Consider the following 20,764-nt stretch of genomic DNA (forward strand, 5'->3'; position numbering starts at 1 on the left):
GGGTGGGGCGGGGCCGCGTCGGGGGTGTCCGTCCTCGGACCGGCGCGGATCACGCCCGCTGGAGGGGGTGCGGGGTGCGGACGCGCCGGCCACTGCGGGCGGCCACCCCCGCCCCGACCCCTTCCCGCCGTACGCGGCCACCTGCCGTCGTCGCCACCGCCTGCCGCCGCTGTCGCGGGCAGTCGTGCCGCAGGGCGGCACGGGTGGGCGCGACAGCACCCCGCAGGCGCCGCGCGTTACAGGCGTGACGCGTTGCGCTCGTACACCAGGCGCAGCCCGACCAGCGTCAGCCACGGCTCGTGCTCGTCGATGACCGAGCTCTCCCCCAGCACCATCGGCGCCAGCCCACCCGTCGCGATGACGGTCACGTCATCGGGATCGTCCGCCAGCTCGCGGGCCATCCGGTTGACCACACCGTCGACCTGCCCGGCGAATCCGTAGATGATGCCGGACTGCATCGCCTCGACCGTGTTCTTGCCGATCACACTGCGCGGCCGCGCCACCTCGATCTTCCGCAGCTGCGCACCGCGGACGCCGAGCGCCTCGACGGAGATCTCGATGCCGGGCGCGATGACCCCGCCGACGTACTCCCCGCGCGCGCTGACCGCGTCGAACGTCGTCGCCGTGCCGAAGTCGACGACGATGGCCGGGCCGCCGTAGAGGTCGACCGCCGCGACCGCGTTGATGATCCGGTCCGCGCCGACCTCCTTGGGGTTGTCGGTGAGGATCGGCACGCCCGTCTTCACGCCCGGCTCCACCAGCACCGCCGGCACGTCCCCGTAGTAGCGGCGCGTCACCTCGCGGAGTTCGTGCAGGACGGACGGGACCGTCGCGCAGATCGCGATGCCGTCGATGCCGTCGCCCAGGTCGTCGCCCAGCAGCGGGTGCATGCCCATGAGGCCCTGGAGGAGGACCGCGAGCTCGTCGGCCGTGCGGCGCGCGTCCGTGGAGATGCGCCAGTGTTCGACGATGTCGTCGCCGTCGAAGAGGCCCAGGACGGTGTGCGTGTTGCCCACGTCGATCGTCAGCAGCATGACCGGTCCTACTCCGCCGCGCGCAGGTCGAGGCCGATGTCGAGGATCGGCGAGGAGTGGGTGAGGGCGCCCACGGCCAGGTAGTCGACGCCCGTGTCGGCGTACGCCTTGGCGCCTTCGAGGGTGAGGCGGCCGGAGGCCTCCAGGGCGGCGCGGCCGTCGACGAGGGCCACCGCCTCCGCGCACTCGGCGGGCGTGAAGTTGTCCAGCAGGATCAGGTCGGCGCCGGCGTCCAGGACCTCGCGGAGCTGGTGCAGGGTGTCGACCTCGACCTCGATCGGGACGTCGGGGAAGCGTTCGCGGACCGCGTGGAAGGCCTCGGCGACACCCCCGGCGGCCACCACGTGGTTGTCCTTGACCAGGGCCGCGTCCGAGAGGGACATGCGGTGGTTGACGCCGCCGCCGCAGCGCACGGCGAACTTCTCCAGGCTGCGCAGGCCGGGGGTGGTCTTGCGGGTGTCGCGGACCTTCGCCCCGGTGCCCTCCAGGGCGTCCGCCCACGCGCGCGTGGCGGTGGCGATACCCGACAGGCGGCACAGGAGGTTCAGGGCGCTGCGCTCCGCGGTGAGGATGTCGCGGGTGCGGGTCGTGACGGAGAGCAGGGTCTGGCCCGCCTCGACGCGGTCGCCGTCCTCCGCGTGGCGTTCGACCTCGAACTCCTCCGTGCAGACGACCGACATGACCGCCTCGGCGATCCTCAGGCCCGCCACGGTGCCCGCCTCCCGCGCGGTGAAGTCGGCGGTGGCGACGGCGTCCTCCGGGATGGTCGCGACCGTCGTCACGTCCACGCCGTGGGCCAGGTCCTCCTGGAGGGCGACGTTGGCGATGTCCTCGACCTCGACGGGGTCGAGGCCCGCGTCGGCCAGGAGCTGGGCGAGCGCGGGGTCGAGGCCGCACTCCAGGTAGGTCTCCTCGTCGGCGCCGCAGGCGCAGCCGTCGCCACAGCCGCCGGAGGAAACGAGGGGAAGGTCGGGGGTGGTCACTGCTGTCACTGCTCCTGGGCCGGGGGGAGGGTCGGGGGGAAGTCTGTGGTGTCGGTGGTGTGCACCGCCGGTGATCGGTCCGGATTCAGCCGTACGACGATGTGGCGGCGCCAGGTCGTGTCGTCGCGCTCGGGGTGGTCCTCGCGCCAGTGGCAGCCGCGGGTCTCCTCGCGCCGCTGCGCGGCGGCGACCAGGACGCGGGCCACGCACAGGAGGTTGGTGGCCTCCCAGGTGTCGACGCCGGGCTCGGCGGTCTTGCCGTCCTCGTCGAGGGCGTCGCGTGCGTCGGCGTGGAGCCGGTGAAGATGGTCGGCGGCCTCGGAGAGGGAGGCCCCGGAGCGCAGGACGCCCGCCCCCCGGGTCATGATCCGCTGGATGGTGAGGCGGGCCTCCGGGGGGAGGAGCGGGTACGCGGGGCGCTCCGTGGCCGGCAGGGGCTGCGGCACGCGCGCGTGGAGGGTGTGTCCGCCCCGCGCGATGTCGGCGGCGATGCGCTCGGCGTAGACCAGGCCCTCGAGGAGGGAGTTGGAGGCGAGGCGGTTGGCGCCGTGCACACCGGTGCAGGCGACCTCGCCGCACGCGTACAGGCCGGGCACGGTGGTGCGGCCGTGGGAGTCGGTGCGGACGCCGCCGGAGGCGTAGTGGGCGGCCGGGGCGACCGGGACGGGCTCGGTGACCGGGTCGACGCCGTGGGCGCGGCAGGCGGCGAGGATCGTGGGGAAGCGGTTCTCCCACATCTCGGCGCCGAAGTGGCGGGCGTCCAGGTACATGTGCGCGGCGTCCTGCTCGCGCATGCGGCGCATGATGCCCTTGGCGACGATGTCCCGCGGGGCGAGTTCGGCGAGTTCGTGCTGTCCGCGCATGAAGCGCACGCCGCCCGCGTCCACCAGGTGGGCGCCCTCTCCGCGCACCGCCTCGGAGACCAGGGGCTGCTGGCCCTCCGCGTCCGGGCCGAGGAAGAGCACCGTGGGGTGGAACTGGACGAACTCGAGGTCGCTCACCTCGGCGCCCGCGCGCAGGGCGAGGGCCACGCCGTCGCCCGTGGAGACGGCGGGGTTCGTGGTCGCCGAGAAGACCTGGCCCATGCCGCCCGTCGCCAGGACCACGGCGGGGGCGTGGACCGCCCCCACGCCGTCGTGCCGGCCCTCTCCCATGACGTGCAGGGTGACGCCGGCGGTGCGGCCGTCGGCGTCGGTGAGGAGGTCGAGGACGAGGGCGTTCTCGACGGTGCGCATCCCGCGCGCGCGGACCGCCTCGACGAGGGCGCGGGAGATCTCCGCGCCGGTGGCGTCGCCGCCCGCGTGGGCGATGCGGCGGCGGTGGTGGCCGCCCTCGCGGGTGAGTTCCAGGCCGCCGTCGGTCGACTCGTCGAAGTGCGCGCCGGTCGCGATGAGGCGGCGTACGGCGTCGGGGCCCTCGGTGACGAGGAGGCGGACCGCCTCCTCGTCGCACAGGCCCGCACCGGCGACCAGGGTGTCGTCCAGGTGCTGCTCGGGGGTGTCGCCCTCGCCGAGGGCGGCGGCGATGCCGCCCTGGGCCCAGCGGGTGGAGCCGTCGTCGAGGCGGGCCTTGGTGACGACGACCGTCGTCAGGCCGGCGGCCTCGCAGCGCAGGGCGGCGGTGAGGCCGGCGACGCCGGAGCCGACGACCACGACGTCCGCGTCGATGGACCATCCGGGCGCGGGCGCGTGCAGACGGGGGCGAGCGCGAGGCGCTCTCGTCCGAGGGTGGGCGACGGGCGGACGTATGCCTGTGCTGGTCACGAGGCGGCTCCGAAGGTTCCGAAGGTCAGGGGGAGGTTGTCGATCAGGCGGGTGGCGCCCACGCGGGCCGCCACGGCGAGGACGGCCTCTCCGGTGAAGTCGTCGCCGATCTCGGTGAAGTCGGTGGGGTCGACCAGGGCCAGGTAGTCCAGGGCGAGGGGCGGCGTGAGGCGGGCGGCCTCGTCGAGGACCAGGTGGGCGGCGGCGCGGACGGCCGCCGGGCCGCCGGCGGTCGTGGCGACGGCGTGCGCGTCGGCCGCCGCGCGGGACTCCCCTATGGCGCTGAGCGCCTCGGCACGCGCGCGCGTGGAGGGCACTTCGCTCGCTCGCGCGCGCAGCGCCTGCTGGGCGGCGTGCCGGTCGCGGCCCGCGAACAGGGCCTGGGACAGGGCGAGCGCGGTGCGCCGCTCGGCGGCCGAGAGGTAGCGGTTGCGGCTGGACAGGGCGAGCCCGTCCTCCTCGCGGACGGTGGGGACGCCGACGATCTCGACGCCGAAGTTCAGGTCCCGCACCATGCGGCGGATCAGGGCGAGCTGCTGGGCGTCCTTCTGGCCGTACAGGGCGGCGTCGGGGCGGGTGAGGTGGAGCAGTTTGGCGACGACGGTGAGGACGCCGTCGAAGTGGCCGGGGCGCGCGGCGCCCTCCAGGCGTTCGCCCATGGGGCCGGCGCTGACGCGGACCTGGGGTTCGCCGCCCGGGTAGACCTCGTCCACGGACGGGGCGAAGACGGCGTCGGCGCCCGCCTGCCCGGCGAGCTCGAGGTCGGCGTCCAGGGTGCGCGGGTAGCGGTCCAGGTCCTCGCCCGCGCCGAACTGCAGCGGGTTGACGAAGACGGTGGCCACGACCTCGCCGCCGGGGCCGGCGATCTCCCGCGCGGTGCGGATCAGCGTGGCGTGGCCCTCGTGCAGGGCGCCCATGGTCATCACGACGGCGCGACGGCCGGTCCGCGCGCGTGCGTGCAGTTCGGCGGCGGTGCGCAGCAGGGTGGCGGTCATCGGGCGACTCCGTTCCGGGACGCGCGCGTCGTCGTACGGGTGGGGTGGACGGGGTGTCGGGGCGTGCCGCTCATCGGTCCTCCCCCGGGGCGCTCCCGGCGCCGTCGGTTCCGTCGGCGAGTACCCCGAGGAGGTCCTCGGCGAGTTCCGGCTTGAGCAGTCCGTGGGCGAGGGCGCGGTCGGCGGTCGCGCGGGCCATCGCCAGGTAGCCGGCGACGGCTCCGGGCGCGTGCCGGCGCAGCTCGGTGACGTGCGCGGCGACCGTGCCCGCGTCACCGCGCGCGACCGGGCCGGTGAGGGCCGCGTCACCGGAGCGCAGGGCGTTGTCCAGGGCGGCTCCGAGCAGCGGGCCGAGCATCCGGTCGGGGGCCCCGACGCCGGCGGTGCGCAGCAGCTCCAGGGACTGGGCGACGAGGGTGACCAGGTGGTTGGCGCCCAGGGCGAGGGCCGCGTGGTAGAGCGGGCGGTTCTCCTCGGCGATCCACTCCGGCTCGCCGCCCATCTCCACGACGAGGGCCTCGGCGGCCGGCCGCAGCTCCTCGGGGGCGGTGACGCCGAAGGGGCACCCGGCGAGGCGCTGCACGTCGACGGAGGTGCCGGTGAACGTCATCGCGGGATGCAGGGCGAGCGGCAGCGCACCGGCCCGCAGGGCGGGGTCGAGCACCTTCGCGCCGTACCGCCCGGAGGTGTGCGCCAGCAGGTGGCCCGGCCGCACCGCGCCGGTGTCGGCGAGTCCGGAGACCAGCTCGGGCAGGGCGTCGTCCGGGACGGTCAGCAGCACCAGCTCGGACCGCTGGAGGACCTCGGCGGGCGGCACCACCGGCACGTCGGGGAGCATCCGCTCGGCGCGCCTGCGGGAGGCGTCGGAGACGGCGGAGACGGCCACCGGGCGGTGCCCGGCGAGCTGGAGGGACGCGGCCAGGGCGGGGCCCACGCGTCCGGCGCCGACGACGCCGACGGTGAGCCGCGCGGGGCGGCCTCGGGGATCGGGCTGTGGGGTTGTGTTCACGCGAGGGCGGCCTTCCCGTTCCAGTCCGCTCGGGGTACCGGACGATTTCTCGTCATGTTAACGCGATCGGTCACGGAGGCGGCCGGTCGTCCACAGGCTGTGGGTTTCCGTGCACCGCCGCGACACGCGCGTGCGGACGTGTGCGGACGTGTGCGACAGGACCACGTCCGGGACACGAGGGTGCCCGCGCGGCCGGGGACGCGGGATGATCGCGCGCATGAGCGATGCGGACGGCATGAGTGACCCCACGACGGTGCGGGACGGGCGGGCGACCGGGCCGGAGGCGGACGGCGGGCCGCGGCCCACGGTGCGCGAACGGCGGATCGCCGCCTGTCGCCGCGCACCCCGCGCGCTCGCGCGCCTCGGCTTCCTCGCCCCTCTCGCGGAGCGGCTGGCCCTGCTGGAGGCGGCGGGGAGCGTGTACGACCTCGACGAGACCTCCGACGTCTACGGCAGCGGGGTCGTGGAGGCCCTGGAGAAGCGGGTCGCCGGACTGCTCGGCACCGAGGCCGCCGCGTTCTTCCCGACCGGCACGATGGCCCAGCAGGTGGCGCTGCGCTGCTGGGCGGGCCGTACCGGGAACCCGACGGTGGCCCTGCACCCGCTCAGCCACCCCGAGGTGCACGAGCGGAACGCGTTCAGCCGGGTCGGCGGGTTGCGGCCGGTGCGGATGACGGACGAGCCCCGGCCGCCCACCGCCGCCGAGGTCCGCGACTTCGAGGAGCCCTTCGGGGCGCTGATGCTGGAACTTCCGCTCAGGGACGCCGGTTTCGTGCTGCCCTCGTGGGAGGAGCTGACCGGGGTGGTGGACGCCGCGCGGGAACGCGAGGCGGTGGTGCACTTCGACGGGGCGCGGCTGTGGGAGTGCACCGAGCACTTCGGCCGGCCGCTGGAGGAGATCGCGGGCCTCGCGGACAGCGTCTACGTGTCGTTCTACAAGTCCCTCGACGCCTACGGCGGCGCCGCCCTCGCCGGTCCCGAGGACCTGATCGAGGAGGCGAGGGCCTGGCGGCACCGGTACGGCGGCAACGTCTTCCAGCAGTTCCCGACCGCGCTGTCGGCGCTGATCGGGCTCGACCGGGAGCTGCCCCGGCTGCCGGAGTACGTCCGGCACGCGCGCGTGGTGGCGGCCGCGCTGCGCGAGGGCCTGGCGGCCGGGGGGCTGCCCTGGTTCCGGGTCCATCCCGAGGTGCCGCACACCCACGACTTCCAGGTGTGGCTGCCGTACGACGCGGATGTGGTCGCCGAGGTGGCGATCGAGGCGGCCGAGGAGACGGGGGCCGTGCTCTTCGCCCACCACTGGGGCCCGAAGGGGCCGGGGCTGTCCTTCACGGAGGTGTACGTGCGTTCCGCGGGGCTGGAGTGGACGGCCGAGGACGTACGCGCGGCGGCGGTGGAGTTCGCGCGGCGGCTGCTCCGGGTCTGAGGGTTTCTCCGCCCCCGCCGCCCCTGCCCTGGGGGCTGTGCCCCCAGCCCCCCGTCCGGGCGGGCCGGCGTCCGGCCCCTCCGGCGTTCGAGGAGCGGGTCCGGGGCGGAGCCCCAGGTCGGGACGGGAAGGGGCGGCGGGGGCGAGAACCCCTCGCTCCCGGGCCCGGCACGGACGAGGTGCACCATGTGGGCATGAGCGTGAGCATCGACATCGCGGGGCTGCGGCCGGAGAGGGTCACCGCCGTGCCCTCGCCCCTCGCCGAGCTCGGCATGGCGCTGCACGCGCTGTCCGAGCCCGGACACCATCCGGGGCTCCAGGGCTGGGTGACGGCCGTGACCGCCCGGCTGGACCCGCACCTCGCGGACCGGATGTGCGAGGCCGACTTCCTGTGGCGCACGACGTTCTCGGACCTGTTCCTGCCGAGCGCCGGCACACCGGACCGCGCGGCGCTCCCGGGCGGCACGCTCACCGAGGAGCTGGACCTGCTGGACAAGCTGTCCGACGAGCAGTTCGTGGACGCCGCCCTGGAGTTCACCTGCGCGCTCCCCCACGGCGCTCCGGGCGCGGGCCCGCTCACCGACGAGGGGCTGCGGCGCCGCTCGCTGGAGCTGGCCGCCGCGCGGGGGCCGCGCCAGACGGAGTTCACCGAGCGGCTGCTCGCCGACCCGCCGCGGATCAGGGCCTGGCTGCGACAGTTCCTCCAGGACTGCGACGAGGCGTTCTTCGCCGGGACGTGGTCCCGGCTGCGGCACCAGCTCGCCGCGGACACCCGTCACAAGACCGAGCTGCTCCGGCACAAGGGGCTGGCCGAGGCGCTGGCGGCGGTGTCGCCCGCGGTGACGCTCGACGAGGCCGCCGGGCGGATCACCGTCGACAAGCTGGGCGAGGGGCGTACGGCCACGGGCGACGGCGGGCTGCTGCTGATCCCGACCAGCCTCGGCTGGCCGCACCTGATGGTGCTGCACCGGTACGGCTGGCAGCCGGTGCTGCACTACCCGGTCGGCTCCGCCGCGCCGGCCGCCCCGCCGACGGTCGAGCAGCTGGCCCTGCGGATGACCGCGCTGTCCCACCCGGTCCGCATGCGCATGTGCCGCGACCTCGCCCGCAGCGCGTACACCACCGGCGAGCTGGCCCGGGCGCACGGCATGACGGCGCCGGAGATATCCCGGCACCTGGGTGTGCTGAAGAAGGCCGGCCTGGTCACCACCCGCCGCCGTGGGCGGTACGTGCTGCACCAGCTGGACGTGACGGTCGTGGCCCGGCTCGGCAGCGACTTCCTGGAGGGGATCCTGCGCTGAGGACGCGTGCCGCGCGGGCGGTCAGTCCCGGCGGATGTGCCGGATGCCCACGCCCGCCTGCCGCATCCGGGTCCGCAGCCGTCCCTCGTGGTGGGGGAGCGGCTTCAGCCCGGCCAGGACGGCGATGCGGTCGGCCGTCTTCGGCACCGTGGTGTGGTCGGCCCACAGGTGCTCGGCGAACTCCGGCTCGCTCAGCCGTTCCAGGCAGTGGTCGAGGCGCCGCACCGCCCAGCTCTCCCGGCGCGGGGAGGCGTTGCCCATGACGGACCCGAGGAGGTGGCCGAAGCCGCGCTCGCGCAGCCGCCGCAGCACCGTCGCGCGTTCGGCGAGGAGGGTGAAGTGGCGCACGTCGTGGCCGAGCTCGCGCAGCCGGCCGACGGTCTCCGCGAAGTGCCCGGAGCCGGTGACGGTCATGGGGGCGATCACCACGCCGTCGTGCCCGGCCAGGGTGAGGTCGAGGACCTCGACGACGCCCTGCCGCCAGGCCCTCAGGTCCTGGAAGTCGCCGCGCGGTCCGGGCGGCGGCATGCGGTGCGGGCCGAACCCGACGTGCTCCGGGTCGCGGATGACGCCGCCCGGCAGGCGGCGCCGTATCCCGTGTGCGGTCTGTGTCCTGCCGCCCCGAAAGGGCCGTTGATCCACAGCGGCATGCGCGGCACCCTGCCGGCGCGCGGCCGTCCGTTCAGCCGTGTCCGCCGGCCCGTACCAGACCCGTCTCGTAGGCGAGGACGACCACCTGCACCCGGTCCCGCAGGCCCAGCTTGGTCAGGATGCGGCCCACGTGGGTCTTCACGGTCGCCTCGGAGAGCACCAGCCGGGCCGCGATCTCGCCGTTGGACAGACCCTGCGCGACCAGCACCATGACCTCCCGCTCGCGCTCGGTGAGCCGTTCCAGCTCCTTGTGCTCGGGCTGCTTGCCCGCGCTGGGCAGCATCGGCGCGAACCGGTCCAGGAGCCGGCGGGTGGTGGACGGGGCGACCACGGCGTCGCCGCTGTGCACCGCGCGGATCGCGGCGAGCAGCTCGCCCGGCGGCACGTCCTTGAGCATGAAGCCGGACGCGCCCGCCTTGAGCCCGGAGAAGGCGTACTCGTCGAGGTCGAAGGTGGTGAGGATCAGCACCTTCGGCGGATCGGTGTCCGCGCAGATCCGGCGGGTCGTCTCCACACCGTCGAGTTTGGGCATGCGGACGTCCATCAGCACCACGTCGACGGCGGTGGAGCGCAGCACCTCCAGGGCCTCGACCCCGTTGCCCGCCTCCGCCACGACGTCCATGTCCGGCTGGGCGGCGAGCACCATGCGGAATCCGGTGCGCAGCAGCACCTGGTCGTCGACGAGCATCACGCGGATCGTCATCGGGGCTTCTTCCATTCGGTCGTCGGGTCTTCGCAGGGGGGTGTGACAGGTGTCAGCGGAGCGCGCACGGGCGTCAATGCGCGGGTTTGAGCGGCAGCAGCACACTGATGCGGAATCCTCCGCCGGGGCGCGGGCCCGCGTCCAGGGTGCCGCCGACCATGCCGACCCGCTCGCGCATGCCGATCAGGCCGTGGCCCTGGCCGTCGAACCCGCCCTCCTCGTACAGCTCGTGCGGGGCGCCCTTGCCGTCGTCCTCCACGAGGAGGCCGAGACCGTCGTCGAAGTACACCAGGCGCACGCTGGCGCCCACGTGGGGTCCGCCGTGCTTGCGGGTGTTGGTGAGCGCCTCCTGCACGATGCGGTACGCGGTGAGCTCGACGCCGCTGGGCAGCGGGCGCGCAGTGCCCTCGACCTTGAAGTCCACCGGCAGCCCCGACCCCCGGCACTGCTCGACGAGGTCCTCGATCTGCCGCACGTCGGGCTGCGGCACGTACTCCCCGGCCTCCTGGTGTTCGCCGGTGCGCAACACGCCCAGCAGGCGGCGCATCTCGGCGAGGGCCTGACGGCCGGTGGAGGAGATCGTCTCCAGGGCCTTCTTCGCCTGGTCGGGGGCGGCGTCGAGGACGTAGGCGGCGCCGTCGGCCTGCACCACCATCACCGACACGTTGTGCGCGACGACGTCGTGCAGCTCGCGGGCTATCCGGGCGCGTTCGGCGGCGACCGCGACCTTGGCCTGCGCCTCGCGCTCCTTCTCCAGCCGGGCGGCCCGCTCCTCCAGCTGCGCGAAGTACGCGCGGCGGGTGCGGATGGAGTCGCCGAGCACCCAGGCGAGGGCGAAGGGCACGGTCTGGAGGACCATCACGGCGAGGTTGGTCGCCACGCCCACGTCCTCGTTGGGCCAGCGCAGCTGCGCCAGCGGGGCCGCGCACAGGCCGGCGGTCAGCGCCAGGCGGGAGGCCCAGCGGGCGCCGACCGCCGCGACCGTGTAGACGATCACCAGCAGGGCGAAGTCGGCGGGCAGCGTCGCCACGTCCGTGATCAGCTGTCCCAGGCCCACGGCGAGGGCGAGGAGCAGCATCCGCTCGGGCATCCGGCGGCGCAGCGCGACGACCAGCGACAGCAGCAGCGCGACCGGCACGATGAGGGCCGTCCGGTCCGTCCCCTGCGGCTCCTCCACGGCCGCTCCGCTGAACACCGAAATCCCGAACAGGACCACGGCCCAGAAGCCGTCGACCCACGTCGGGTGTCTGCGGAGGAAGTCGTAGAGGAGCTGCACGTGACCCAGCGTAGGGAAGCGAAATGCGTGCAGGGGTCAACCGGAGGGCCGATCCCCGGTCGGCACGTGTACTCCGCAAGGTGGAGGCCCGGCACGTCCGTGCGCTTAACCTGGGCCGGTGACGACGGCGAGGGCGGGTGAGCGGAACCGGTGACGGCGCAGGCCGGGGAGGCGGGCCGGCGGGGCTGGCGGGCGGCGGCCCAGGACGCCCTGTACGGTCCCGGCGGCTTCTACCGCGGGCCCGGCGCGGGCCCGGCCGGGCACTTCCGTACGTCCGTGCACGCCTCCCCGCTGTTCGCGGACGCCGTGGCGCGACTGCTGTGCCGGGTCGACGGCGCCCTGGGGCGGCCGGCGGTGCTCGACTTCGTGGACATGGCGGCCGGACGGGGCGAACTGGTCACCGGCGTCCTCGCCGCGCTGCCCGCCGACGTGGCGCCGCGCGTCCGTGCGTACGCCGTCGAGCTCGCCGGCCGGCCGGCCGGGCTGGACCACCGGATCGAGTGGCGGGCCGAGCCCCCGGAGGGGATCACGGGACTGTTCTTCGCCAACGAGTGGCTGGACAACGTGCCCGTGGACGTCGCCGAGGTGGACCCGGCGGGCGTACCGCGGCTGGTGCTGGTGGGGGAGGACGGGACGGAGCGGCTCGGGGAGCCGGTCGCCGGTGCGGAGGCCGCGTGGCTGGCGCGGTGGTGGCCGACGGCGGCCGAGGAGGGACTCCGCGCGGAGATCGGACTGCCCCGGGACCGGGCCTGGGCCTCGGCCGTCGACACGCTCGCGCGGGGGCTCGCCGTCGCCGTGGACTACGCGCACACGGCGGCCGCGCGGCCGCCGTTCGGGACGCTCACGGCGTTCCGGGAGGGGCGGGAGACGGCGCCCGTGCCGGACGGGACGTGCGACCTCACCGCGCATGTGGCCCTGGACGCGTGCGCCGCGGCCCGCGCGCTCCCCGGCACGCGCCTGCTGACCCAGCGGGACGCCCTGCGCGCCCTGGGCGTCAGCGGCGCACGCCCCCCGCTCACGCTGGCCTCCACCGACCCGGCCGGGTACGTGCGCGCCCTCGCGGGCGCCGGGGAGGCCGTCGAACTCACCGCGCCGGGCGGACTCGGCGACTTCGGCTGGCTGGTGCAGCCGGTGGGGATCGCGGGCGCGGGGGACCTATTTGTCGATGTCGCCGACGACGAAGAACATTGACCCGAGGATCGCCACCATGTCCGCGACCAGCGTCCCCGGCAGCAGCTCGGTGAGCGCCTGGATGTTGTTGTACGACGCCGAGCGCAGCTTCAGCCGGTACGGCGTCTTCTCGCCCTTGCTGACCAGGTAGTAGCCGTTGATGCCGAGCGGGTTCTCGGTCCACGCGTACGTGTGTCCCTCGGGCGCCTTGAGCACCTTCGGGAGCCGCTGGTTGACCGGGCCCGGGGGCAGCTCGGCGAGCCGGTCGAGGCAGGCGTCGGCGAGGTCGAGGGCGTTGTGGGTCTGCTCCAGGAGGCACTCGAAGCGGGCGAGGCAGTCGCCCTCCGCGCGGGTCACCACCTTCAGGACGTCGCCCAGTTCGCCGTAGGCGAGGTACGGCTCGTCGCGGCGCAGGTCGAAGTCGACGCCGGAACCCCGCGCGATCGGCCCGCTGACGCCGTACGCGTGCACCGCCCGAGGCGACAGCACGCCGACGCCGCGCGTGCGGCCGCGGAAGATCTCGTTGCCGAGCACCAGGTCGTCGAAGCGGTCCATGCGGGAGCGCACGTCGGCGACGGCGTCGCGCGCGCGTGCGGTCCATCCCGCCGGGAGGTCCTCCTTGAGGCCGCCCACGCGGTTGAACATGTAGTGCATGCGCCCGCCGGAGACCTCCTCCATGACGTGCTGGAGCTCCTCGCGCTCCCGGAAGGCGTAGAAGATCGGGGTGATGCCGCCCAGTTCCAGCGGATAGGAGCCGAGGAACATCAGGTGGTTGAGCACCCGGTTCAGCTCGGCGAGCAGCGTGCGCAGCCACACCGCGCGCTCGGGGACCTCCATCCCGAGCATCCGCTCCACGGCGAGGACCACGCCCAGCTCGTTGGAGAACGCCGACAGCCAGTCGTGGCGGTTGGCCAGCATGATGATCTGGCGGTAGTCCCGGGCCTCGAACAGCTTCTCCGCGCCCCGGTGCATGTAACCGATCACCGGCTCCGCGCGGACGATGCGCTCGCCGTCCAGGACGAGCTTCAGCCGCAGCACGCCGTGCGTGGACGGGTGCTGGGGCCCGATGTTGAGCACCATGTCGGTGCTCTCCGCCGCGCCGCCGATACCGACCATGGTCTCCGTCGTGGGACTCATGGACACAGTCTCCCCTACGTACGCTGGGGCCATGGAGACGGGGAGCCCGCACGACACGGGGACAGCGGCAACGGGCGGGCCGGCGGCCCCGGGCGGCGAGGAGCCGGGGTGGATCGCGCTGCCCCCGGGGCTGCTGAGGATGCGGCGGCTGCTGCTGGTGGTGTGGCTGGGGCTGCTGACCCTGGCCACCGCGCTGGTACCGGGGCTGCTGGCCGGGCCCGGCTGGGCCGCCTTCGCGCTGCTGCCGCTGGCCCTGCTGGTCTGGGGCTGGGTGATGCTGGAGCGGAACTGGCGCTCCTGGCGGTACGCGGAGCGCGCCGACGACCTGCTGATCAGCCGGGGCGTGCTGTGGCGCGAGGAGACGGTCGTGCCGTACGGGCGGATGCAGCTGGTCGAGGTCACCTCCGGTCCGGTGGAACGGCACTTCGGGCTGGCCAGCGTGCAGCTGCACACGGCGGCGGCGGCGACCGACGCCACCGTCCCCGGCCTCGATCCGGCCGAGGCGGAGCGGCTGCGCGACCGGCTCACCGAGCTCGGCGAGGCCCGATCGGCGGGGCTGTGACGGCCCCCGGCGTCCACGAGGACGTGCGCGACCGGCCGCCCGTGACCGAGAGGCGGCTGCACCCGGTCACACCGCTCAGGCGGGCGTGGGCCCCCGTCGCGGTGCTGATCGGATGGGCGCTGCACGACCCCGACCAGGCGCAGCGCCAGCTGACCCGGCTGACCACGACGAGCCTGCTGATCGGCCTCGCCGTACTCCTTCCGGCCGCCGCCCTCTACGGCTTTCTGACCTGGTGGTTCACCCACTTCGCGGTGACCGCGAGCGAGCTGCGCATCCGGACCGGGCTGCTGTTCCGGCGCACCGCGCACATCCGCCTTGAACGGATCCAGGCCATCGACGTCACCCAGCCGCTGCTCGCGCGGGTGGCGGGCGTGGCGAAGCTCAGACTCGACGTCATAGGCACCGACAAGAAGGACGAACTCGCCTTCCTGGGCGCCGGTGAGGCGCGCGCCCTGCGCGCGGAACTCCTCGCGCGGGCGGCGGGCTTCGCGCCGGAGACCGCGCACGAGGTGGGCGAGGCGCCGTCCCGGGAGATGCTGCGGGTGCCGCCGGGCGTCCTCGCCGTCTCCCTGCTGCTGACCGGGGCGACCTGGGGCTGGCTCCTCGGCGCCGCCGTCATGGTGCCGCTGCTGTGGACGGCCACCCACAGCCTGTGGACGGTGCTCGCCGCGGCCGTGCCGCTGTTCGGCGCCGCGGGCGCGAGCAGTGTGGGCCGGTTCGTCGCCGAGTACGACTGGACGCTGGGCGAGTCGCCCGACGGGCTGCGCATCGACCACGGGCTGCTGGACCGGGCGCACGAGACGGTGCCGCCGGGGCGCGTGCAGACGGTACGGCTGATCGAGCCGCTGCTGTGGCGGCGACGGGGCTGGGTGCGGGTGGAACTGGACGTGGCGGGTTCGTCCAACTCCCTGCTGCTGCCGGTCGCCCCGCGCGAACTCGCCGAGTCGGTCGTCGCGCGGGTGCTGCCCGGGGTGAGCGTGCCCCCGCGCGAGGCGCTCGTCCCGCCGCCGCGCCGCGCGCGGTGGTGCGTTCCGGTGTGGTGGCGCGGCTACGGACTCGCCGTCACCGACGCGGTGTTCGCCGCCCGCCACGGACTGCTGCGCCGCAGCCTGTCCCTGGTGCCGCACGCCAAGGTGCAGAGCGTGCGGCTGGTCCAGGGACCCTGGCAGCGGGCCCGGGGGGTCGCGGACGTCCACGTGGACACCGGCGCGAACAAGTCGGTGACGGCCCGCCTCCGGGACGCCGGCGAGGCGGCGGCCCTCCTGCGCTCCCAGGCGGAACGCTCCCGCACCGGCCGCAGGGACGCCCGCCCGGACCGCTGGATGACCTGAACCCCGCAGGCGGCGGAGCGCCTGCCGGGACCACCGGGCCGACGCCACACGGACTCCACGAGCCACCCCACCGGCCTCCGAAGCGGCACACGGGCCTTCGAGAACCCCAGCGGAACCACCCGGGACGCGACAGGCGCACGGAAGCACGGGAACGCCCGCCACAGCCACCGGGACGACGGCACCACAAGGCTCCACGAACCACCCCGCCGACCTCCAAGGCAGCACACGGGCCTCAAGAACCCCGGCGGGACCACCCGGCAGGAGGGTGAGCGCGTCTGGCAGGGCCGGGACGGACGGTGTCGACGGGTGAGCGGGGCCGTCGGGGCGCGGCGCGCAGCGGGCGGGGAAGGTCGCGCACCCGGCCCCGGGAGCCCGTCCCGGTCGGCCGTCGGACGGCACCGCCCGTGCGCGCGGGCGGGCGGGCGGGACGCCGACGGGCCCCGCGCGGTGTGCGCGGGGCCCGTCGGAGCGGTCGGTGGTTCAGGAGGCCGCGCTGCGCAGGCCCTCGACGTCGATGTGTTCCGTCTCGTCGTGTGCCGTCAGGTCGATGACCTGGCCGACGCCGCGCGCCTCCTCGTCGGCGGGCTTGAACCGCGCCTCGGCCTCCGCCTTGTGCAGCGCGAGCGCCTCCTGGCCGACGACGTCGGCGAGGTCCTCGTTCTGCACGGCGTCCAGGGCGGCGCCGTCCGTCTCCTGCTTCGTCCCGAAGAAGTCGAAGCCGCCGTCGGACACCGGCCGCCGTACCGGTGCGGTCGGCGGTACGACCGCCACCGCCGTCGGCACGGTGAAGTGACCGGAGGGCTGCCGCGCGGACCGGTCCGCAGGAGTGGCCGGCGCGGAGGAGGCGGTCGTACGCCCGTGCTCGTCGGCCGCCTCGGTCCGCCCCTCGGCCTCGTCCTCCCGCGCCTGCTCCCGCTCGGTCCGCTTCGTGGGCTCGGGGCCGTCGTCCTCGGGGCCCTCGGGGGCGCCGTCGCCCTTCGGGGAACCGTCGTCCTCCGGCGTGTCACCGGTCCGGGCGTCGTCACCGGCCGGGCCGGTCGCCTCGTCGGCCCGTACGTCCGTGTCCGCGCCGTCCTCCGCGGCCTCGGCGGCCTCGGCGGCCTCCGCGAGCCGCGCCAGCGCCGCGTCGGCGCGCAGGAACAGCTTCGACCCCTCCGGCGAGAAGACGGCGGGAGCCGCCGGCGCCTCCTCGGCGACGGTCCCGTCCTGCTCCACCGTCTCGGACGCCGCCTCGGACACCGCCTCCGCGGGCGCCTCCGCGTCGTCGGCCGCCGCGGAGAGTCCCGCCGGCAGCGCGCGGGCCGGAACCGCGGCCTCTATCTCGAGCACCCGGCGTTCTTCCAGGACGCTCGCCCGGTCGACCTCGGAGGCGGCGTACCGCCGCAGCAGGGCCGCGTGCTCGTTGCGCAGCCCGGCGAGTTCCGCGCGCTTGGCGCGCAACCGCTGCTCCAGTTTCGTCCGCAGCTCACGCGACTCCTCGAGGTCGGACTCCAGTTCGGCGACCCGCTCCTCGAAACGCCATTCGTCGCCCGCACGCGCGCGCGTGAGTTCGGCGACGCGCTTGCCCGCCTGGATGTCCCAGTGCCGCATGACGACGGCACCGCCGATCGCCGTGACCGCGGCGACCGCGGCCAGGACGCGCAGCACCATCGGTTGCGTGAACACCCAGGGCCCCAGGGCGCAGACGACGGACACGCCTGCGATCGCCGACGGGGGCAGCATCCTGTGCAGGGGCGGGGAATGACGGTGACGTCCACGTGGCATGGCCAGAAACTTACCGCGCGTAGGCGAATGTTGGCGCCCCGCCCCGTAAAAACAAAGCCGTACCGAGGCTTTCACAGGACATCAGGGAACGCATGTCACACGTGAATAGACGTATGACCCCATTATCAAGATCGTTTATTGCCCCGCAGAACCGCCCGCCGAACTCCGCCCGGCGAACTCCCGTTGCTCTCGGCCGCTTTGCCGCGCGCGGTGAACACCTCCTCCAGGCCGCCACCCCCGAAAGGGCGCGAACGTCACCCGGCGCCCGGATCGGCGCCGAGGCGAGGATCCCGCGCGGAAGCACGGGCGCCATGCCGGCCGGGGCAGGGGAGAAAGCGCCTCGCCGCTCCCCCGCCGGCCGGTCGCCGGCCCCGGACGGAACGCGGCCGCGCCCCGGAGCACGGTCCCCAGGGCCCCGCCCGGCCCGAGGCGCACCCCGTCCTCTTGCTGGGCCTACGCTGAAGATATGAGCAACCACAGCGGACGCCGCCAGGTCGCGGGCCTTCCTCCCTGGGACCGCTGCGCGGTCATGGGAGTCGTGAACGTCACCCCCGACTCCTTCTCCGACGGCGGCCGCTGGTTCGACACGACGACCGCGGTCAAGCACGGCCTCGACCTGGTCGCCCAGGGCGCCGACCTGGTCGACGTCGGCGGCGAGTCCACCCGGCCCGGCGCCACCCGCGTCGACGAGGCCGAGGAGCTCAAGCGCGTCATCCCCGTGGTCCGCGGCCTCGCCGCCGAGGGCGTCACCCTCTCCGTCGACACCATGCGCGCCTCCGTCGCCGAACAGGCCCTCGCGGCCGGCGCCGCCCTGGTCAACGACGTCAGCGGCGGACTCGCCGACCCCGCCATGATCCCCGTCGTCGCCGCCGCCGGCGCCCCCTTCGTCGTCATGCACTGGCGCGGCTTCCTGGAGGGCGGCAGCATCGAGGGCGTGTACACCGACGTGGTCACGGAGGTCGCGGAGGAACTCCACGCGCGCGTGGAGGCCGTCCTGGAGGGCGGAGTCGCCGCCGACCGCGTGATCGTCGACCCCGGCCTCGGCTTCTCCAAGGGCGCCGACCACGACCTGGCCCTCCTCGCCCGCCTCGACCGCGTCCTGGCCCTCGGCCACCCGGTCCTCGTCGCCGCCTCCCGCAAGCGGTTCCTCGGCCGCGTCCTGGCCGGCCCGGACGGCGCTCCCCCGCCCGCGCGGGAACGCGACGCGGCCACCGCCGCCGTCTCCGCCCTCGCCGCACAGGCCGGCGCCTGGGCGGTCCGCGTGCACGAGGTACGCGCCACCGCGGACGCCGTACGGGTCACGCGCGCCATCGCGCAGGCGCGCACGACGGACCCCACACCCCCCGAATCAGGCGCGCACGGCGCAGAAGGAGCCCGGTGAGCGCACCCCACACCGATGTCGAGCACGTCGAGGCCGCCAACACCGCCTTCTACGAGGCACTCGAAAGGGGCGACTTCGAAGAGGTCTCCTCGCTCTGGCTGACCCCCGGCGACCTCGGCGTCGACGAGTCGTACCACGACCCCGCGGACACCGGCGTGGTCTCCTGCGTGCACCCCGGCTGGCCCGTGCTCACCGGACGCGGCGAGGTCCTCAGGTCCTACGCCCTGATCATGGCGAACACCGACTACATCCAGTTCTTCCTCACCGACACCCACGTCTCCGTCACCGGCGACACCGCCGTGGTGACCTGCACCGAGAACATCCTCAGCGGCGGCCCCGCCCCCGAGGCCGGCGAGGAGCTCGGCCCCCTGGTCGGCCAGCTCGTCGTCGCCACCAACGTGTTCCGGCGCACCCGGTCCGGCTGGAAGCTCTGGTCCCACCACGCCTCCCCGGTCCTCGCCGAGGAAGAGGACGGCGAGGACGACGACACCCCGGCCTGAGCGGGTAGGCGGACCCCGACGCCCGTCGCCCCCTCACCGGAAGCGGCCGGCGGCACGACGGGACGGGCAGGGGCCGCCACCGCACCGTGAACCCCCGGCCTCCCCGGGGGAAACGGACGGTGACGACCCCGGACACCGGCCCGTGTCCGCACCCCCGGGCCGTCGGCGCCGTCGGCGGCCGCGGGTAGATTCGGGTGCAGGCCGGTGTGCCGCCCGCACGGGCACCGACCGGCCGGACCGACGACTGCAGGAGTGATTCGCGTGGATCGTGTCGCGCTGCGCGGCCTGAAGGCCCGCGGGCATCATGGTGTGTTCCCCAAGGAGCGCGAGGAGGGCCAGACCTTCATCGTGGATCTCGTCCTCGGCCTGGACACCCGCCCGGCCGCGGCCGACGACGACCTGACGAAGACCGTGCACTACGGCATCGTGGCCGAAGAGGTCGTGGCGGTCGTCCAGGGCGAGCCCGTCGACCTCATCGAGACGCTCGCCGAGCACATCGCCCAGGTCTGTCTGAAGCACGACGTGGTGCGGGAGGTCGAGGTGTGCGTCCACAAGCCGGACGCGCCGATCACCGTGCCCTTCGACGACGTGACCGTCACCATCACCCGGAGCCGCGCATGACCAGGCCGTCCATCCAGGGCCAGACCGACCCGACCGTCCAGCCCGTCCCCGCCTCCGTGGTCGAGCAGGTCGACGCCGCCGACGCCACCCTGCACAATCCGAAACGGGCCGTGGTCGCCCTCGGCGCCAACCTCGGCAACCGCCTGGAGACCCTCCAGGGGGCCGTCGACGCCCTGGAGGACACTCCGGGCATCCGCGTCAAGGCCGTCTCCCCCGTGTACGAGACGGAGCCGTGGGGCGTCGAGCCCGGCAGCCAGCCCGCGTACTTCAACGCGGTCGTGCTCCTGAAGACCACCCTCCCCCCGTCCTCCCTGCTGGAGCGGGCGCACGCCGTCGAGGAGGCCTTCCACCGGGTCCGGGACGAACGCTGGGGCCCGCGCACCCTGGACGTGGACATCGTCTCCTACGCGGACCTCCGCTCCGACGACCCGCACCTCACGCTCCCGCACCCGCGCGCCCACGAGCGCGCCTTCGTGCTCGCCCCCTGGCACGACGCCGACCCCGAGGCGGAACTCCCCGGCCGCGGCCCGGTCGCCGATCTCCTCGACGCGGTCACCCGGGAGGGCGTCACGCCCCGCGCCGACCTGGAACTCCGGCTGCCCGAGTAGCCGTTAAGGTCGACACGACCACATTCCGGGGCACCGTCCGGGGGAACGCGAAGGGACACCGTGAAAGAGCTGCGCATCAGGGTGCTGGCAGGCGTCTTCGTCGTGGCCGGGATCCTGTCCTGGGCCGGCGCCCGCCTCTGGAACTCCCTGGGCACCCTGCCGAGCGTGCCCGTGGCCGCGCCCATCGTCCTCGCCCTGATCGCGGTGGTCCTCGCGGCCACCGCGCTGTCCCTCCGCGCCCGCCTCAGGGCCCAGCGCGAGCGGCAGGCCGACGCCAAGGGCGTCGATCCCCTGATGGCGGCCCGCGCGGTCGTGTTCGGGCAGGCCAGCGCCCTGGTGGCCGCGCTCGTCGCCGGCATGTACGGCGGCACGGGCGTCTTCCTGCTGGAGTCCCTGGACATCCCCGCCCGCCGTGACCAGGCCATCTACGCCGGCTTCTCGGTCCTGGCCGGCATCGGCGTCATAGCGGCGGCCCTTTTCCTGGAGCGCGTCTGCAAGCTCCCGGAGGACGACGACACGACCGGCCCGGGCACGGCTCCGACGGCGTGA

The 20,764-nt window shown here is 74.7% G+C and carries 19 protein-coding genes and 1 pseudogene; 10 read left to right on the top strand and 10 right to left on the bottom strand.

Features of this window, described 5'->3' with window-relative positions; genetic code table 11:
• Positions 1-236: 236 nt before the first annotated feature.
• The 5 genes from ADK41_RS08235 to ADK41_RS08255 all read right to left on the bottom strand — a co-directional run bounded on the left by ADK41_RS08235 (position 237) and on the right by ADK41_RS08255 (position 5,784).
• Complete coding sequence (locus ADK41_RS08235; RefSeq protein ID WP_030828157.1) at positions 237-1,034, bottom strand: type III pantothenate kinase; 798 nt, start codon at positions 1,032-1,034, stop codon at positions 237-239.
• An 8-nt stretch (positions 1,035-1,042) separates the two neighbouring features.
• A complete protein-coding gene (nadC, locus tag ADK41_RS08240; protein ID WP_030828154.1) occupies positions 1,043-2,017 on the bottom strand; it encodes a carboxylating nicotinate-nucleotide diphosphorylase in 975 nt (324 codons plus the stop codon).
• Between the two features lie 5 nt (positions 2,018-2,022).
• Positions 2,023-3,765 (bottom strand): L-aspartate oxidase, encoded by a 1,743-nt coding sequence (locus ADK41_RS08245; RefSeq protein WP_051843209.1) that lies wholly within the window; start codon positions 3,763-3,765, stop codon positions 2,023-2,025.
• An 11-nt stretch (positions 3,766-3,776) separates the two neighbouring features.
• Positions 3,777-4,775: a pantoate--beta-alanine ligase gene (gene panC, locus ADK41_RS08250; RefSeq protein ID WP_030828148.1), complete on the bottom strand. Its 999-nt coding sequence runs from the start codon at positions 4,773-4,775 to the stop codon at positions 3,777-3,779.
• A gap of 70 nt (positions 4,776-4,845) precedes the next feature.
• On the bottom strand, positions 4,846-5,784 hold the full coding sequence (locus ADK41_RS08255; protein ID WP_030828145.1) for a Rossmann-like and DUF2520 domain-containing protein: 939 nt from the start codon (positions 5,782-5,784) through the stop codon (positions 4,846-4,848).
• A 205-nt stretch (positions 5,785-5,989) separates the two neighbouring features.
• On the opposite strand from ADK41_RS08255, the gene ADK41_RS08260 reads away from it, so the two are divergent.
• Positions 5,990-7,210, top strand: coding sequence for a threonine aldolase family protein (locus ADK41_RS08260; protein ID WP_030828142.1), 1,221 nt, complete (start codon positions 5,990-5,992; stop codon positions 7,208-7,210).
• A 194-nt stretch (positions 7,211-7,404) separates the two neighbouring features.
• Positions 7,405-8,511, top strand: coding sequence for a DUF5937 family protein (locus tag ADK41_RS08265; protein ID WP_030828139.1), 1,107 nt, complete (start codon positions 7,405-7,407; stop codon positions 8,509-8,511).
• Between the two features lie 21 nt (positions 8,512-8,532).
• On the opposite strand, the pseudogene ADK41_RS08270 reads toward ADK41_RS08265, so the two are convergent.
• The 3 genes and pseudogenes from ADK41_RS08270 to ADK41_RS08280 form a co-directional block, all read right to left on the bottom strand.
• Positions 8,533-9,161, bottom strand: a pseudogene (locus ADK41_RS08270) (ATP-binding protein).
• A gap of 32 nt (positions 9,162-9,193) precedes the next feature.
• Positions 9,194-9,865 (bottom strand): response regulator, encoded by a 672-nt coding sequence (locus ADK41_RS08275; RefSeq protein ID WP_030828136.1) that lies wholly within the window; start codon positions 9,863-9,865, stop codon positions 9,194-9,196.
• Between the two features lie 73 nt (positions 9,866-9,938).
• Positions 9,939-11,141, bottom strand: coding sequence for a sensor histidine kinase (locus tag ADK41_RS08280; RefSeq protein WP_030828133.1), 1,203 nt, complete (start codon positions 11,139-11,141; stop codon positions 9,939-9,941).
• A 150-nt stretch (positions 11,142-11,291) separates the two neighbouring features.
• Between ADK41_RS08280 and ADK41_RS08285 the strand changes: the two genes are divergently transcribed.
• Entirely contained in the window at positions 11,292-12,332 is a 1,041-nt protein-coding gene (locus tag ADK41_RS08285) for an SAM-dependent methyltransferase (protein WP_030828130.1), read from the top strand.
• Here the strand turns inward: ADK41_RS08285 and ADK41_RS08290 are convergent.
• Entirely contained in the window at positions 12,297-13,448 is a 1,152-nt protein-coding gene (locus ADK41_RS08290; protein ID WP_030828127.1) for an NADH-quinone oxidoreductase subunit D, read from the bottom strand. The genes ADK41_RS08285 and ADK41_RS08290 overlap by 36 nt on opposite strands.
• A gap of 31 nt (positions 13,449-13,479) precedes the next feature.
• On the opposite strand from ADK41_RS08290, the gene ADK41_RS08295 reads away from it, so the two are divergent.
• Together ADK41_RS08295 and ADK41_RS08300 are read left to right on the top strand one after the other, a co-directional pair.
• On the top strand, positions 13,480-14,010 hold the full coding sequence (locus ADK41_RS08295; protein ID WP_030828124.1) for a PH domain-containing protein: 531 nt from the start codon (positions 13,480-13,482) through the stop codon (positions 14,008-14,010).
• Entirely contained in the window at positions 14,007-15,341 is a 1,335-nt protein-coding gene (locus ADK41_RS08300) for a PH domain-containing protein (RefSeq protein ID WP_030828121.1), read from the top strand. Before ADK41_RS08295 ends, ADK41_RS08300 begins: the two co-directional genes overlap by 4 nt.
• A 480-nt stretch (positions 15,342-15,821) precedes the next feature.
• Here ADK41_RS08300 and ADK41_RS08305 read toward each other — a convergent pair whose 3' ends face one another.
• Entirely contained in the window at positions 15,822-17,105 is a 1,284-nt protein-coding gene (locus ADK41_RS08305) for a hypothetical protein (RefSeq protein ID WP_167353458.1), read from the bottom strand.
• A gap of 466 nt (positions 17,106-17,571) precedes the next feature.
• Between ADK41_RS08305 and folP the strand changes: the two genes are divergently transcribed.
• From folP to ADK41_RS08330, 5 genes are all read left to right on the top strand, one after another.
• Complete coding sequence (gene folP, locus ADK41_RS08310; RefSeq protein ID WP_030828115.1) at positions 17,572-18,486, top strand: dihydropteroate synthase; 915 nt, start codon at positions 17,572-17,574, stop codon at positions 18,484-18,486.
• Positions 18,483-18,986 carry a nuclear transport factor 2 family protein gene (locus ADK41_RS08315; RefSeq protein ID WP_030828112.1) on the top strand — a complete coding sequence of 168 codons (504 nt, stop codon included), beginning with the start codon at positions 18,483-18,485 and terminating at the stop codon, positions 18,984-18,986. The genes folP and ADK41_RS08315 overlap by 4 nt, the downstream gene beginning before the upstream one ends.
• 261 nt (positions 18,987-19,247) lie before the next feature.
• Positions 19,248-19,607, top strand: coding sequence for a dihydroneopterin aldolase (gene folB, locus ADK41_RS08320; protein WP_030828109.1), 360 nt, complete (start codon positions 19,248-19,250; stop codon positions 19,605-19,607).
• Positions 19,604-20,215, top strand: coding sequence for a 2-amino-4-hydroxy-6-hydroxymethyldihydropteridine diphosphokinase (gene folK, locus ADK41_RS08325; RefSeq protein WP_030828107.1), 612 nt, complete (start codon positions 19,604-19,606; stop codon positions 20,213-20,215). Before folB ends, folK begins: the two co-directional genes overlap by 4 nt.
• A gap of 60 nt (positions 20,216-20,275) precedes the next feature.
• On the top strand, positions 20,276-20,764 hold the full coding sequence (locus ADK41_RS08330; RefSeq protein WP_030828104.1) for a DUF3180 domain-containing protein: 489 nt from the start codon (positions 20,276-20,278) through the stop codon (positions 20,762-20,764).

Origin of the sequence: Streptomyces caelestis, from assembly GCF_001279005.1 — a bacterium.
Lineage (GTDB): Bacteria > Actinomycetota > Actinomycetes > Streptomycetales > Streptomycetaceae > Streptomyces > Streptomyces heliomycini.

What these genes read in the sequence shown, in the direction of transcription:
- ADK41_RS08235 (WP_030828157.1), bottom strand. Translation starts at nt 1,034, where the DNA reads ATGCTGCTGACGATCGACGTGGGCAACACGCACACCGTCCTGGGCCTC.
- panC (WP_030828148.1), bottom strand. Translation starts at nt 4,775, where the DNA reads ATGACCGCCACCCTGCTGCGCACCGCCGCCGAACTGCACGCACGCGCG.
- ADK41_RS08260 (WP_030828142.1), top strand. Translation starts at nt 5,990, where the DNA reads ATGATCGCGCGCATGAGCGATGCGGACGGCATGAGTGACCCCACGACG.
- ADK41_RS08265 (WP_030828139.1), top strand. Translation starts at nt 7,405, where the DNA reads ATGAGCGTGAGCATCGACATCGCGGGGCTGCGGCCGGAGAGGGTCACC.
- ADK41_RS08275 (WP_030828136.1), bottom strand. Translation starts at nt 9,865, where the DNA reads ATGACGATCCGCGTGATGCTCGTCGACGACCAGGTGCTGCTGCGCACC.
- ADK41_RS08290 (WP_030828127.1), bottom strand. Translation starts at nt 13,448, where the DNA reads ATGAGTCCCACGACGGAGACCATGGTCGGTATCGGCGGCGCGGCGGAG.
- ADK41_RS08295 (WP_030828124.1), top strand. Translation starts at nt 13,480, where the DNA reads ATGGAGACGGGGAGCCCGCACGACACGGGGACAGCGGCAACGGGCGGG.
- ADK41_RS08305 (WP_167353458.1), bottom strand. Translation starts at nt 17,105, where the DNA reads ATGCCACGTGGACGTCACCGTCATTCCCCGCCCCTGCACAGGATGCTG.
- folP (WP_030828115.1), top strand. Translation starts at nt 17,572, where the DNA reads ATGAGCAACCACAGCGGACGCCGCCAGGTCGCGGGCCTTCCTCCCTGG.
- folK (WP_030828107.1), top strand. Translation starts at nt 19,604, where the DNA reads ATGACCAGGCCGTCCATCCAGGGCCAGACCGACCCGACCGTCCAGCCC.